The sequence below is a fragment of the Streptomyces africanus genome, from assembly GCF_002150735.1.
GTDB lineage: Bacteria > Actinomycetota > Actinomycetes > Streptomycetales > Streptomycetaceae > Streptomyces > Streptomyces africanus.
In genome coordinates this window covers 268-13,517 of sequence record NZ_MUKA01000019.1, presented here as the reverse complement: position 1 = coordinate 13,517, position 13,250 = coordinate 268, and the positions used below count along the sequence as shown (strand labels likewise).

At 71.4% G+C, this 13,250-nt stretch carries 10 protein-coding genes; 9 read left to right on the top strand and 1 reads right to left on the bottom strand.

The genetic code is table 11. The annotated features are described in order from the left end of the window. The 7 genes from CCL05_RS45505 to CCL05_RS03105 all read left to right on the top strand — a co-directional run. A partial coding sequence (locus tag CCL05_RS45505) for a hypothetical protein (protein WP_208641339.1) occupies positions 1 to 500 on the top strand: 500 nt, incomplete at its 5' end. Between the two features lie 105 nt (positions 501 to 605). Continuing rightward, a complete protein-coding gene (locus tag CCL05_RS03130) occupies positions 606 to 2,954 on the top strand; it encodes a B12-binding domain-containing radical SAM protein (RefSeq protein WP_086558938.1) in 2,349 nt (782 codons plus the stop codon). 63 nt (positions 2,955 to 3,017) lie between these two features. Further along, positions 3,018 to 4,292, top strand: a complete 1,275-nt coding sequence (locus tag CCL05_RS03125) for a hypothetical protein (RefSeq protein WP_086558937.1) — start codon at positions 3,018 to 3,020, stop codon at positions 4,290 to 4,292. Further along, a complete protein-coding gene (locus CCL05_RS03120) occupies positions 4,289 to 5,608 on the top strand; it encodes an MFS transporter (RefSeq protein ID WP_086558936.1) in 1,320 nt (439 codons plus the stop codon). The genes CCL05_RS03125 and CCL05_RS03120 overlap by 4 nt, the downstream gene beginning before the upstream one ends. Then, positions 5,605 to 6,309 carry a hypothetical protein gene (locus CCL05_RS03115; RefSeq protein ID WP_086558935.1) on the top strand — a complete coding sequence of 235 codons (705 nt, stop codon included), beginning with the start codon at positions 5,605 to 5,607 and terminating at the stop codon, positions 6,307 to 6,309. The genes CCL05_RS03120 and CCL05_RS03115 overlap by 4 nt, the downstream gene beginning before the upstream one ends. A 53-nt stretch (positions 6,310 to 6,362) precedes the next feature. Beyond that, positions 6,363 to 7,661 (top strand): DUF2087 domain-containing protein, encoded by a 1,299-nt coding sequence (locus tag CCL05_RS03110; RefSeq protein WP_086558934.1) that lies wholly within the window; start codon positions 6,363 to 6,365, stop codon positions 7,659 to 7,661. 161 nt (positions 7,662 to 7,822) lie between these two features. Then, positions 7,823 to 9,061, top strand: coding sequence for a polysaccharide pyruvyl transferase family protein (locus tag CCL05_RS03105; RefSeq protein ID WP_086558933.1), 1,239 nt, complete (start codon positions 7,823 to 7,825; stop codon positions 9,059 to 9,061). Between the two features lie 79 nt (positions 9,062 to 9,140). Here CCL05_RS03105 and CCL05_RS03100 read toward each other — a convergent pair whose 3' ends face one another. Beyond that, positions 9,141 to 10,568, bottom strand: a complete 1,428-nt coding sequence (locus CCL05_RS03100; protein ID WP_244204135.1) for an MFS transporter — start codon at positions 10,566 to 10,568, stop codon at positions 9,141 to 9,143. 178 nt (positions 10,569 to 10,746) lie between these two features. On the opposite strand from CCL05_RS03100, the gene CCL05_RS03095 reads away from it, so the two are divergent. Both CCL05_RS03095 and CCL05_RS03090 read left to right on the top strand, forming a co-directional pair. Then, the gene (locus CCL05_RS03095; protein WP_086558932.1) at positions 10,747 to 12,486 is read left to right on the top strand and encodes an MFS transporter; all 1,740 of its coding nucleotides are present in this window, start codon (positions 10,747 to 10,749) and stop codon (positions 12,484 to 12,486) included. Between the two features lie 88 nt (positions 12,487 to 12,574). Further along, positions 12,575 to 13,225: a class I SAM-dependent methyltransferase gene (locus tag CCL05_RS03090; protein WP_086558931.1), complete on the top strand. Its 651-nt coding sequence runs from the start codon at positions 12,575 to 12,577 to the stop codon at positions 13,223 to 13,225. Positions 13,226 to 13,250: the final 25 nt, after the last annotated feature.

Sequence of the window (13,250 nt, the reverse complement as noted above, 5' to 3'; positions counted from 1 at the left end):
ACTGGAACGCGTTCCAGTCCTGCGCCCTCTGTATAGCCCAGGCCTCCGCACTTGTGAAGCCTCCTGACGTCACGTCAGATCCTCGTGGCGGGACCAGAGGCGGGATTCGTGAATTTCGCATCGGCTCATCAGAGATCGGCGAAGCGCTGCAAAACGGATGGTCGGCCTGGAATTCAAGGCTGCTCGAGAAGGAATGGCCGAAAACCGTCGACCGCCAAGACCCGGGGGTATCTTGCGAAAGCTTCAATCAAGAAGCTACGTTCGCTCCTGCGCTGGGCGGCCGGGGAGTCGGGCGCTGGTCGTGGCAACCCATTTCACAGGGCACCATTCATCAGGAACAGGAGATCCGCATGAACCTCAACCACGAGATCGCGCAGGAATTCGACGTCGACGCCCTCCTGGCTCTCGCCGAGGCTGACGAGGCTCTCTCCGTCGAGGCCGTCACCCCGAACCGCCTCAACAGCAAGTACGCCCTTCTGCAGGAGCCCGCCAACGGCTGACCGGCGGATCCGCGCTTCGGCCTGACCGGCTGAGGCACGTCCCGTCCGCGTTCTGATGGCCTCACTCGACTCCCCATCCGGCATCGGACCTTCACGAGGGCTCACATGCGGCAGCCTCGAATACTTCTCGTCAACCCGCCCATCTGGAACGTCTACGCGCCTCACCTCGCGGTTCCGCTGCTGGCCGCGGTCATGCGCCGACACGGCTGGCAGGTGTCATCCCTCGATCTGAGCATCGAGCAGACAGACTGGCTGCTTTCCGCCGAGGGATTACGGGCACTGCTTCCGAAGGCGCAGCGCCGCCTGGGCGAGACGGCTCCCGACGAGCGACGAGCGCACGAAGAGATCCTCGCCGTGTTCGATGACACCGTGGCGCGCATCGACAGCGCCAGAGCCGCGCTCAAGTCCCGGGACATTCTGACGGACCCGCTCGCCTTTACGGATGCGGCCACGGTCGTCCGCAATGGTCTCGCCTGTGTTTCGGCTTCTTTTCCCGGTTTGAATTTCGACCTCCGGGGGAATTTCTCATGTTTCTCGCACAGGCGCTCGGAATCCGTCCTGGAGGCAGCCGGGTCGGCGGACCGTAACGTATACGGATGGGCCCTGGAACATCGCCCGATCCCCGGACTGGACGACAGCGACCTGGCGGTGGTCGGCATCTCGGTGTCCGCAGACACACAGCTGATCGCGGCCCTCACCGTGGCCCGCCACGTCAAGCGCCGGCGGCCGGACGTTCACGTGGTCATGGGCGGCAACCTCACGACGCGCATGGTGAGCCGCTGGCAGGAGGAGCATCCCTTCTTCGCGTACGTGGACTCGTTCGTGTCCTACGAAGGCGAGGACGCGCTGCCCGCGCTGTGCGACCGGATCACCGGGGCCGACCACAGGCCCGTCCCGGGGCTGCTGGAACGCGACGGACGCGGTGGGCTCCTGCGTACCCCGGCAGCCATGGTCGACGTGTCCGATCTGCCCACGCCGGACTTCGACGGTCTGCCGCTCGACCGGTACTTCGCGCCCGGCCCCGTCCTGCCGCTTCAGGCCTCGCGGAGCTGCGCCTGGGACTGCGCCTTCTGCTCGATCCCGTTCGCCAGCAACAAGTTCCGTATCCGGCGCGCCGACCAGGTCGTCCACGACATGGCCGCTCTCGCGGCCAAGTACGGCAGCGACACCTTCATGTTCGTCGATGAGATCATGACGCTCACGTCGTTGCGCGGGGTGTCACGGCAGCTGATCGACGGAGGGCACGACTTCTCCTGGTACGGGGAGACCCGGTTCAGCAAGGGGCTTGACGATGAGCTGGCGAAAGCACTGCGGGACTCCGGGTGCCGCCGTCTCGACCTCGGCCTCGAGTCGTACAACCAGCGCGTGCTGGACCTGATGCGCAAGGGCACCAAAGTCGCCGACATCGAGCCGTCGCTCCAGGCTCTCCTGGGGAACAAGGTGCCCGTCCACCTCTTCTGCATGACCGGGTTCCCGGGGGAGACCGAGGAAGAGGCCCTGCGGACCCAGGAGTTCGCTGCGGAGACCCTCCGTCGCTCCACGGAGGAGTTCTCAGTCCCGTATTCCACGGCCGCCAACGGGCCGTTCATCCTGGACGTCCTCTCCCCGGTCGGTGAGCGTCCCGATCTGTTCGGCGTCGAGTTGATTCCACCCGGCGAGGGCGAGGACCTGGCCTTCGACCTCGACTACACCGTCAGCGAGGGCCTCACTCAGCAGGACGCGGTCCGGCTCACCTCCGGCGGGCCGGGGGCGGCTGCCGGAGCCGCGTTCCACCAGGGGACCTGGATCGGGGATGCGGAGGAGTGGTCGTTCCTGTGGGCAATGGCCGAGGCGGAGCTGCCGGCCCGGCGGGTGGCCGCGCCCGCCGCCCCGTGTCCCGATGTCGACGCCGTGACCATGATGCGGCTGGCCGACGGTGTGCGGGCTCGGACGTCGGCCACCGGGCGGGGCATCCTGCTGCACGTGCCGTCGGGCGATGCCCTGCTGTCGGTACCGCAGGACTGGCATCCGCTGCTCGACGGGCGGTTCCACGCGGTGGCCGACCTCTGGGAGAACTTCGCTTCCAGCGGACCGGCCGCAACCACGCTGGTGCGGCTCGCCGCCCACGGGGCCGTGACGTTCGAACCGGCCGCCGGCTCCGGTGAGGACCACCCGCTCTGGTACGCCGCTCACCCCCATGAGGTGACGGACAGCCGAGCCGATGGCAGCTGCCTGCTCACCTCTCCGGAGACGGGGAACCGGGTCAGGGTCTCCGCTGCCGGCCGGCTCCTCTGGCTGCTCGCGGCCGGCGGTGCCACGGCTTCGGATCTGTCGGCCCGGTCCCGGCTGCGCGAACAGCAGTTGCGCCCGCTCCTGGAAGACCTGATCAGGCATCATGTGATCGCGGTAGCCTCCCTCCACCCCGAGCTTCTCGGGCTGCCCCTGCCGACCGCTGCGGCGCAGCGCGTCCCCTGATGGCCCCGCCCGAGTACACCGTCGAACCGCCGCGCGTCGCGGCCCGAGTACAGGAGTCCCCCCTTGCCTCACCCGGTCTCTGCGGCAGGCGCCGAAACGGACCGCTTCTGGAAGGAGTTCGCCTCCCGTCACTGGGAGCAGCGGCCGCTCTCCCTTCCCGCTGCTCCCGTTCAGCTGGACATCGGTGACGAGGAACTGCTGCGAGCCCTGGTTCTGGCGGCCGACAAGGCCAACCGTCCCAAGGGTTCGGGACTTCCGAAGGTCGTGGTGACGGTGGACGGCCGGACACAGCCGATCGACACCCGGCCTTTCCTCCCCCTGCCCGGGGACGTGTCCCTGGACGACTACACCGCCCGGGTCGACGAGATGATGCGGGATCACGAATGGAGCGTCGCCGTATCCGGCCTGCACGCGGTCGACGCGCCGCTGTGGGACCGGGCCAAGCGACTGTCCGACGACGTGTACCGGTACACGGGAACACGGGTCGCCGGCCGGGTGGACATCGACACCTTCATCGGCCGTTACACCTCCACCAACGTCGGTGTGCACGTCGACCACGCGGGGAACTTCGGCTTCACCCTGCGCGGTCGCAAGTCCCTCCTCACCTGGCCGCCGGAGCTCGCCGGGCAGGTCCCACAGCACACCGCCGACTACGCGTCGGCTCGTGAGCTGGCCGACGTGCTGGTCGGCGTGCCCGGCGCGCTGACCTACTTCCCCTCCGAACAACTGCATGTGGGCGAGTCCCCCGACGCCGTGGCCGTCAATGTCAACATCGCCTTCTTCACCAAGAGTGATCCGGCCGGCCTCGTCGTCGACGCGGTCAGCGGCCTGCTCGCACGGACACGCGCCGACGAGGCCGGCCCCGCCGCGCACGCCCCGGACGGCGTTCCGGCCGCAGCCGCGGCCACGCTCACGGCTCTGGCGGAACTGACCGGTGAGGAGGTCGAAGACGCCGTCTGGGAGCACCACATGCGTTCGGTGACGTCCGGCGGACTGGGCGTGGGCCGACCGGCCGGATCACCCGTTCCCGTACCGCGCGACGCCCGGGTCCGGGTACCCGCAGACGTGGTGGTGCGGCAGCGGCTGCTCAGCGACGGCCGCCGCGCCGTGGCCACGCAGGGGCACGCCCTGAAGGTCACCGACCACCCGCAGGTCGCCGAAGCCGTGACCGCCCTGGCCGCACGAGACACGCTCGACCTCGCGGACTGGGAGCGCCGGGCGGACGCTGCGGCCGTCCCCTTGCTCCATGCCGTGCTGTTGAGGCTGCGGACCTGGCGGGCCGTCGACGTCGAGGCCGCCGTGTCCGCCCCCGCACCTCAGACGGAGCGGCTCCGGTGACATCCCTGCGGCAGGGCAGGGCGGCGACACTCCTGGTGATCGCCGCCCTGCTGGTAAGTACGGTGGGTGACGAGGTCGCCATGGTGGCGCTGGCTCTGCGCGGCGCCGAACGCACGGGGCTGACATCGGTGGTGTCGGCCCAGATGCTCGCCGGCCTGGTTCCGGGCATCGCCTTGGGCGGTCCCATCGGACGGATCGTCGACCGCTTCCGCGCGGACGCGGTCCTGGGCGTGACCCTGGCCCTGGAGTGCCTGATCGCAGCGGCCGCCGCGGCGGTCGCGGACGGTGCGGTGCTGCTCATCGCCACGATGCTGCTGCTGGGTGCCCTCGGGGCGGTCGCCCAGACCTGCGTGATGGCGCTCGTGCCGCAACTGTTCCCGGCCTCCGACGCCCAACTGCGAGTGAACAGCCTCATGGAGTCGGTGAGGAACGCGGGGTACATCGTCGGCCCGCTGCTGGTGGGCCTGCTGACGGCGCACGGCGGTACCGGGCTGGCACTGGCGGTCGACGCGGGTACCTTCGCCTTCGCCCTGCTGGCCGTGCCGGTGATCAGCCGCTGGCTGGTCATGGCGGCCCGGGACCGTGCGCGGACAGGCGGTGTTTCCGACGCGGCCGAGGCCGGAACGAACGAGGAGGTCACGGGCGTACCGCAGACTCCGGGGAAGACCGCAGGAGGCCTGCGGGTCGGGCTGGCCCTTCTCTGGGCGGGGGCGCAGCGCCGGACCACGCTCGCCACGATCGTGGTCACCGTCGCGGCGACCTCGGTCGTCAATGTGCTGCTGCCTTTCTTCGCGGGTGAGATCCCCGGCGGCACGGCCTTCTACGGCGTGCTGCTGGCCACCTGGAGCGTAGGGCTGGTGCTGGGGCCGTTCGCCCTGAGGGGCCGGCTCGGTCGCCGGCCCACCGCCGTCATCGCCGTCGGAGCCGCGGCGATCGTCGGCCTCAGTTATCTGGTGACCGGCGCCTACCCCGTCGTTCCGCTGATGCTGGCCGCATTCCTGTGCGGCGGCATGGCCAACGCCGTGCAGAACGTGGCGCTCCGCACGTATGTCATGGCCGACTGCCCCCAGGATGTGCGGGGCCGTGTCGGCGCCGCGTACGGAGCGACGCTGCAGAGCTCCGTGGCCGTCGGCTTCGCCCTGGCGGGGCTCGCTCCCGCTGACTGGGCCCGCTGGGGCATCCTCGCCGGAGGCGGAGTCGCCTTCCTGGCCGGCTCGATCGGCTGGCTCCGTACCCGCGTGACGGTCCCTTCCCCGGCGCCGGCCGAGGACGTGTCCGTGCCCGCCGGGCAGGCATCGGAGGCAGGCACGCCGTGAGCAGCCGACGGACCGAACTCGATCCGGTCATCCCCCGGTTCTGCGCCCAGACGGGGGCCTCGCTGCCGCTCGCCTGGGAACTCGCCTGGTCGGAGCAGCCCGACGATGCCGTGGTCAGACTGACCCCGCCACCGGGTCCCCGGGCGGTCGACCGCGCCACCTGGCCCCGCCGTCTGTCCTCGGGCATCAGGCTCGGCCTGCCGTCCGGGGTGCGGCTCCAGAACACGCCCGTTCCGTTCCTGCACGACGGCGGGCCCGTCGCGGTGTTGTTCGGGCAGGACCCGCCGGCCTTCGCCGAGGTGCCCGAGCCGGTCGGTGAACTGTTTCGGCTCGGAGCCTCGGTGGCCGACGTCCGCCGGAAGTGGGAGCAGGCGGAGGAAGCCGTCGACCACGTACTGGTGGGCATGATGCGCTTCGGCCTGCTGAGCGGCGCCCCGTTGCCCCTGGCACAGCAGGAGCCGGAGGGTGCGCGGGTGCTGGTCCAGGAGGCGTGGGTGCAGGCGGTGGAGCGGGAAGCCGGTGTCCACGTCCTCGCCCACACCATGACGGGCACCTTCCTCAAGGTCGGCGCGGCCGCTCTCCAGCTGTGGCGGTGGGCGGGGCACGAGGACGGCATCGCCTTCGACCGGCTTCCCGCGAAGCTGCACGACGTGGCGGACCGACTGCTGTCCGCGGGCATGCTCCGGGCTGTCCGGCCCTGATACCCCCACAGCACGACGGCTGAAGAGAGACAGCCGAAGAGAGAGGACCATCCATGCACGATCCGGCCGCCGAGGCGCTGGACGCTCTTGCACGCCCCGGCATGGGAACCGAGAACGCCGGTCCTGCGCTGCGCGTGCTGGCCAGGATGCTGCGTCCGCGCACCGTGGTCGAAGTGGGGGCCGGTTCGTCGACGCTGCACCTGCTGCTCGGGCTGCGCGATGCCCGGTCGGAGGCCGCCGAGGACCGGCGGATCGTCCGCGGAGAGGTCTCGGCGGACGAACGGGCGTCGGTCCTGCACCCGCGTTCCGTGCTCGACGACTACGCGCCAAGGCTCCTCGTCGTCGACGACCTCTCCGTACCCGGCACGTCCGCGCATCAGGTGCGGGAGGCGGCCTGTTCGCTCGGCCTCGACGACATGCTCACCTTCATCGACCGGGACTTCTTCGACCTGGCCGACCATGAGCTGGACGCCTGGGGGCAGTTGGACCTGGTCTGGCTCGATGCCGGCACACAGGCCGACGACGCCGGGTTCCTCACGTCGCTCTGGCCGCGTGTGGCGCCCGGCGGCACGGTCGTGCTGCACGAGCCGTTTCTGGCAACGACGGTCGAGACGCACACAGGACAGGGCAGCGGCCGGACGGCGTGCCGGGTCGTCCCCACACCGCTGTTGCAGGAGCTGCGCCGCCAGGCCGCCGTGCCGGCCGGCGCATTCGACGTGCTCGCCCTGGGTGAACCCCACAAGCACCGTCAGACGGGCCTGCTGCTGTTGCGCAAGCGCGGTACCTGGGAGCGTGACCGGGGCGTCCCGTTCTCCGAGGAAATCAAGGCCCTGGGTGAGACCGACTCCGCCGAGGCTCCCCGGCTGGGCTCGGCCGCCGCACGGGCGGCCGACGACACGGCGGACGCCGCGGGCGGGATCCTCGCGGTCCTGGCCGACGACACCCGGCGCACCGTCTACAGTGCCGTCGTCCTACGGGCCGACACCACTCAGGGCATCGCGGAGCGTCTGGGGATGGCTCCAGGGCGCTGTGCGAAGTCCCTCGCCGCCCTGGAACAGGCGGGACTGGTCGCGTACACCGAAAAGCTCTGGTCCGCTGTCAACGAGGTCTGGCGGCATGCGGCGCCTCGCCGTCCGCGACCACGGCCGCAGGCCTCGATCCCGTCGAAGCAGGGCAAACGCAGGGCGTTCCTGGAAGGGCTCGTACCGCTCTTCGCCCTGCAACGGCGTTACCCGGAAACCGAGGTCAACGACATCCTGCGTGAGGTCCATCCGGATGTGGCCGCGCTGCGGCGGTATCTGGTGGAGGAGCGCCTGCTCATGCGAGCCGATGGCCAGTACTGGCGGCCCTGACCGGCTGTGCCGGCGGGCGCTCCTTCTCGACCGCTCGGCGGGCCGGTTCGCAGGGGCCGGGACGCCGTACGACCCACGTGGGCGTGTACGTTGGCCGATGGTCCGCGCGCGCCACACGTACACGTCGACGGCGCCGGCAACCGCTAGGGGAAATGGAGCACATGGCAAGCGTCGCCGTCATCACCGCGCCGAACATCGGGTACCGCAACACCGGCATGCTGACCGTCGACTTGGCGTTCGAGTCCCTGCGGCGGCGGACGGCCCCCGAGACCGAGGCCACCTGGTACACCCTGCACACCCCGGAGACCGTGCCGCTGCGCGAGTGCGCGCGAGGCACGGACCTGCCGTTCCGCTTCCACCCCCTGGCCGAGCACCTCGACTCGCTCCGCGACCACGACGCGGTCGTCTTCTGGGGCGACTTCCTCCACACCCGGCACTACCTGGAGCAGGACGCGACGAACCGCCTGCTCGACTTCGGTTTCGCCGAGGACCGCCAGGCCGCGCGCACTCTGCTGAACCGCACCCTGCTGTTCGCGGACCAGCCGGACGAACTCCTCGCGCGGACCCTCAGCTACGGCGGGACGATCCTGCACAACGCGCAGTCCGACTACGAGGACAAGGAGTACGGCCCCCTGTTCACACGCCTGGTGACGCGAAGCCGCCGCGTCTGGGTGCGTGACCCGCTGTCGGCGGCGAAGATCGCGCATCTGCGCGGGGACCGTACGACCGACCACTTCGGTTCGGACGCGGCGCTGCTGTCCCGCCCGGGCGACCTCGACCACCTCGCGACGACGGACTGGTCCCGGGCGGTCCCGGACGGCGGTGCGATCGGCGTGTTCCTCGGTGCGCGGACGCCGATCCCCGAGTGGCTGCCCGCCTTCTGCCAGGACCTGTCCGAGCGTCTGGGCGCCCCGCTCGAATGGCTGCCCTGGTTCGACCGGGACATCCCCGCTGCGGTCGGCCACATCGCGCAGCGCCCGGGCCGGCACACCGTCGGCGACCTGGTGCGGGTCCTGCCCCGCTACCGCCTGGTCATCACGGACACCTACCACCTGGCCGTCAACTCCTGGGGCGCCGGCACGCCCGCGGTGTGCGTCGGCGCGCCCGAGCCGGCTCCCAAGACCCACGACGACTACCTGACGCTGAGCGATGTGAAGAAGCACGTCTTCCACATGGCCTACGACGCGACGGACTTCTACCTGTCCACCCTCCCCGACAGCCGGGACGGCCACGAGCGCCGTATCGACCGGCTCGTACGCCTCATGGAGGGCGGCGGGGCCGAGACCGTCGCCGCCCGCATCCGCGATCACGCCGACCATTCGGCGGCCGCGTTCACCGGGACCCTGGCCTCGCTGCTGGACACACCCCGGCGGCCCGGGAGCCCTACCTCGGGCCCGTGACCGACAGACCCGTCCGCCTGCTGCTGGCAGAGGACCAGGGCATGCTGCGGGGCGCTCTTTCCCGGTCGGTCCGCCGGTCCTAGTGCTCGGCTGCCGTCCGCGGCAGCCAGACCCACATCAGTGCCACGCCGGCCGCCAGCACCCCGGCCCCCACCCGGAACGCCAGCGCGTACCCCTCCGTCAGCGCCGCCGGTGTCGCGCTTCCCGCCGAGCGGGTCGCGGCCAGTGTCGACAGGACCGCCAGGCCCAGGGAACCGCCCATCGTGCGGGAGGTGTTGACGAGCCCTGACACCAGTCCGGCCTCCTCGGGTGCCGCGCCGGACGTGGCCAGGGAGGCCAGCGGGGTGGCCGCCAGTCCCGCGCCGAGCATCATCAGGATTCCGGGGATCAGGATCGTCGTCGCGTACGCGCCCTCGGGGGTCATCGTCGACTGCCAGCCGAAGCCCGCGACCGCGACCAGCGTGCCCAGCGCCGCCACGTTCCGCGGCCCCAGCCCCCGCATGAGCCGGGGCGCGAGCTTGGAGCCGAAGATGACGGCGAGGGAGCTCGGGACCAGGGCGAGTCCGGCCTCCAGCGGGGTGTAGCCCAGGACGTTCTGCGTGTACAGGGTCATGAAGAACCACATGCAGAACATCGCGGAGCCGCACAGGAACATCGCCACGTTGGCCGACGACACCGACCGCAGCCGCAGCAGTCCGAGCGGCATCAGGGGGCCGGCGGTGCGGGCCTCGACCGTGAGGAACAGGGCGATCAGCGCGAGCCCGGCGAGCAGCGGCAGCAGCGTGGCCGTCGCCGTCCAGCCCGCCGCCTCCGTCTGGGAGATGCCGTAGGCCAGCGTGCCGAGCCCGCCCGTCACGAGCAGCGCGCCCGGCAGGTCGAGCCGCCGCCCGTCCCCGGCCCGGCCCTCGGTGAGGAACCAGGCGGCCCCACACAGCACCACCGCCCCCACGGGCACGTTGATCAGCAGCACCCACCGCCACGACAGTGTCTCGACCAGCAGCCCGCCGACCAGGCCGCCCGCCGCGCCGCCGCCGGCACCGACCGCCGTCCAGGTCCCGATGGCCCGGGCCCGGGCGGCGCCCTCCGGCACCGAGGCGGTGAGGATCGTCAGCGTCGAGGGCGCCAGCACCGCCGCCCCGAGCCCCTGCGCGGCCCGCGCCACCAGCAGCTGCCAGTCGTCCTGCGCCAGTCCGCCCGCCAGCGAGGCCAGGGTGAACAGGCCGAGCCCGACGAGGAACATCCGCTTGCGGCCGTAGAGGTCCCCGGCCCGCCCGCCGAGCAGCATGAACCCGGCGAAGGCGATGGCGTAGGCGTTCACCACCCACTGCAGGCCCTGCTCGCTCAGTCCGAGCCCGGTCCGCATGGACGGCAGCGCCACGTTGACGACGGACACGTCCAGCACGACGAGGAACTGGCCGGCGCAGGTGAGCGCGATCACGAGCCAGGTGGGAGGCGCGGCACGGCGAGGCGTACGGGTCGTTTCGGCGGCTTCGAGCATGAGTGTCATGCTCTCAACCACTCCATGCTCGTGGCATCGGGATTTCGGCCTAGGCCGCCCGTCCTTCAAGAGAAGGTCAAGATTTCGTTAGAGTGCCGAAGCAACGGAATAGTTGCCTGCGCATACAAGGTTCACACCCCACGTAAGCACACACCTCCCGAACACCCTGGCCTGGAGGCCTCCCTCAATGACGCAGACGACGACAGTCCGTCCCGCCGGCAGAGCGAGCGGGGCCGTGGTCCCGGTACTCGCCTTCGCGGGCATCGTTGTCGCGGTGATGCAGACCCTGCTCGTCCCGGTCATCAAGGACCTGCCGCAACTGCTGGACACCGCCCCCAGCGACGCCACCTGGGTCCTGACCTCGACCCTCCTCTCGGGCGCGGTGGCCACCCCGATCATGGGCCGCCTCGGCGACCTCTACGGCAAGCGGCGCATGCTGATCACGAGCCTGGCGGTCATGGTCGTCGGCGCCCTGGTCAGCGCGCTCACCAGCGACCTGCTGCTCATGATCACCGGCCGTACGCTCCAGGGCTTCGCGATGGGCGCCATCCCGCTCGGCATCGGCCTCATGCGCGACATGCTGCCCCGGGAGAAGCTCGGCTCGGCGATGGCCCTGATGAGCTCCTCCATCGGCGTCGGCGGCGGCCTCGCCCTGCCCGCCGCCGCCCTGGTCGCCCAGCACAGCGACTGGCACGCCCTGTTCTACGGCGCCGCCGGCCTCGGTGTCCTCGCCATCGCCCTCACCCTGCTCGTCGTGCCCGAGTCGCCGATGCGCGCCGCGGGCTCCTTCGACCTGCCGGGCGCCCTCGGTCTGTCCGCCGGGCTCGTGCTCTTCCTGCTGCCGATCACCAAGGGCAGCGACTGGGGCTGGACCGCCGGCACCACGCTCGGCCTGTTCGCCGCCGCCGCGGTCGTCCTGCTCCTGTGGGGCGTGATGGAACTGCGCGTCAAGGCCCCGCTGGTCGACCTGCGCACCACGGCCCGCCCGGCCGTCCTCTTCACCAACCTCGCCTCGATCATGGTCGGCGTCTCCTTCTACGTCGTCTCCCTGGTCCTGCCCCAGCTGCTCCAGCTGCCGAAGTCCACCGGCTACGGCCTCGGCCAGTCGATGGTCGTCGCGGGTCTGCTCGTCGCGCCGCTCGGCCTGACGATGATGCTCACCGCGCCCGTCTACGCCCGGCTGTCCGCGAAGTACGGCCCCAAGGTCACCCTGATCCTCGGCCTGCTGATCATCGCGATCGGCTACGGCGCCGGCCTCGGCCTGATGAGCGCCGCCTGGCAGAGCCTGGTCATCTCGGTCCTGCTGGGCGCGGGCATCGGCCTGGCCTACTCCTCGCTGCCCGCGCTGATCGTGGGCGCGGTCCCGGCCTCGGAGACGGGCGCCGCGAACGGCCTCAACACCCTGATGCGCTCCATCGGCACGTCCGTGTCGAGCGCCGTCATCGGCATGGTGCTCGCCAACACCGCGGACAACGTCGGCGGCGTCGCGATCCCGACCATGCACGGCTTCCGGCTCTCCTTCCTCATCGCGACCGGCGCGGTCGCCGTGGGCCTGCTCCTGGCCCTCTTCCTGCCCGGCCGCCGCCCGTCGGACAAGCCGCAGCTGCGCGCCAGCAGCGAGGAGGACGCGGGCCTGGAGCGGGCCGAAGCGGTGCTGCGCGGCTTCCGCGGCCGCGTCCTGGCGGCGGACGGCACGCCGGTCGCCCGTGCCACGGTCACGCTGATCGACCGCCGGGGCCGCCAGGCCGGCGCGACGCTCTCCACCGAGGACGGGGCCTACGCCCTCACCGTCCCGGCCGGTGGCTCCTACGTCGTGGCCGCCCGCGCCACCGGCCACGGCCCGCTCGCCTCGTCCGCGACCCACACGGGCGACGAGCGGCCCGTCGACCTGGACCTGTCACTGCCGGGCGAGACGGTCTCCGTCTGACCCCGCCGCCCACCCGGACCCCCTGTCACCCCCCGGCAGGGGGTCCGGCAGCATGGGCGCGGACCGTCGTTCGACCGGAAGGAACCCCATGCCCACGGCCCCCAAGCCCGAGATCCTGGCCGCTTTCGAGGCGGCGAAGGGGTTCATGCCCGTGGGTGAGGGCCTGGGGCTGTACGCGGCGGCGGTGGAGGCCGGGCGGCTCGGGCTGCCGCTGCTGGAGGTCGGCACGTACTGCGGCCGCTCCACGATCCTGCTGGCCGACGCGGCCCGCGAGGCCGGCGTCACCGCGCTCACCGTCGACCACCACCGGGGCAGCGAGGAACAGCAGCCGGGCTGGGAGTACCACGACCCGGAGACGGTCGACCCCGAGCTCGGCCTGATGGACACGCTGCCCACGTTCCGCCGCACGCTGCACACGGCGGGCCTGGAGGAGCACGTGGTCGCCCTGGTCGGCCGCTCCCCGCAGATCGCGGCGATCTGGCAGACCCCCCTCGGCTTCGTCTTCATCGACGGCGGCCACACCGACGAGCACGCCACCGCCGACTACGAGGGCTGGGCCCCGCACGTGGCCGAGGGCGGCCTGCTCGTCATCCACGACGTCTTCCCCGAGCCGGAGGACGAGTTCACCGGCCAGGCCCCGTACCGCGTCTACCTCCGGGCCCTCGCCTCCGGCGCGTTCACCGAGATCTCGGCGACGGACTCCCTGCGCGTCCTGCGACGCACCGGCCCCGGCCTCTAGTGCCCCAACAGGCAACGTTCGCCCC

Bases quoted from the DNA above. Each gene is read 5' to 3' on its own strand.
- CCL05_RS03130 (WP_086558938.1), top strand. From the start codon at position 606: ATGCGGCAGCCTCGAATACTTCTCGTCAACCCGCCCATCTGGAACGTC.
- CCL05_RS03090 (WP_086558931.1), top strand. From the start codon at position 12,575: ATGCCCACGGCCCCCAAGCCCGAGATCCTGGCCGCTTTCGAGGCGGCG.
- CCL05_RS03110 (WP_086558934.1), top strand. From the start codon at position 6,363: ATGCACGATCCGGCCGCCGAGGCGCTGGACGCTCTTGCACGCCCCGGC.
- CCL05_RS03100 (WP_244204135.1), bottom strand. From the start codon at position 10,568: ATGACACTCATGCTCGAAGCCGCCGAAACGACCCGTACGCCTCGCCGT.
- CCL05_RS03105 (WP_086558933.1), top strand. From the start codon at position 7,823: ATGGCAAGCGTCGCCGTCATCACCGCGCCGAACATCGGGTACCGCAAC.
- CCL05_RS03095 (WP_086558932.1), top strand. From the start codon at position 10,747: ATGACGCAGACGACGACAGTCCGTCCCGCCGGCAGAGCGAGCGGGGCC.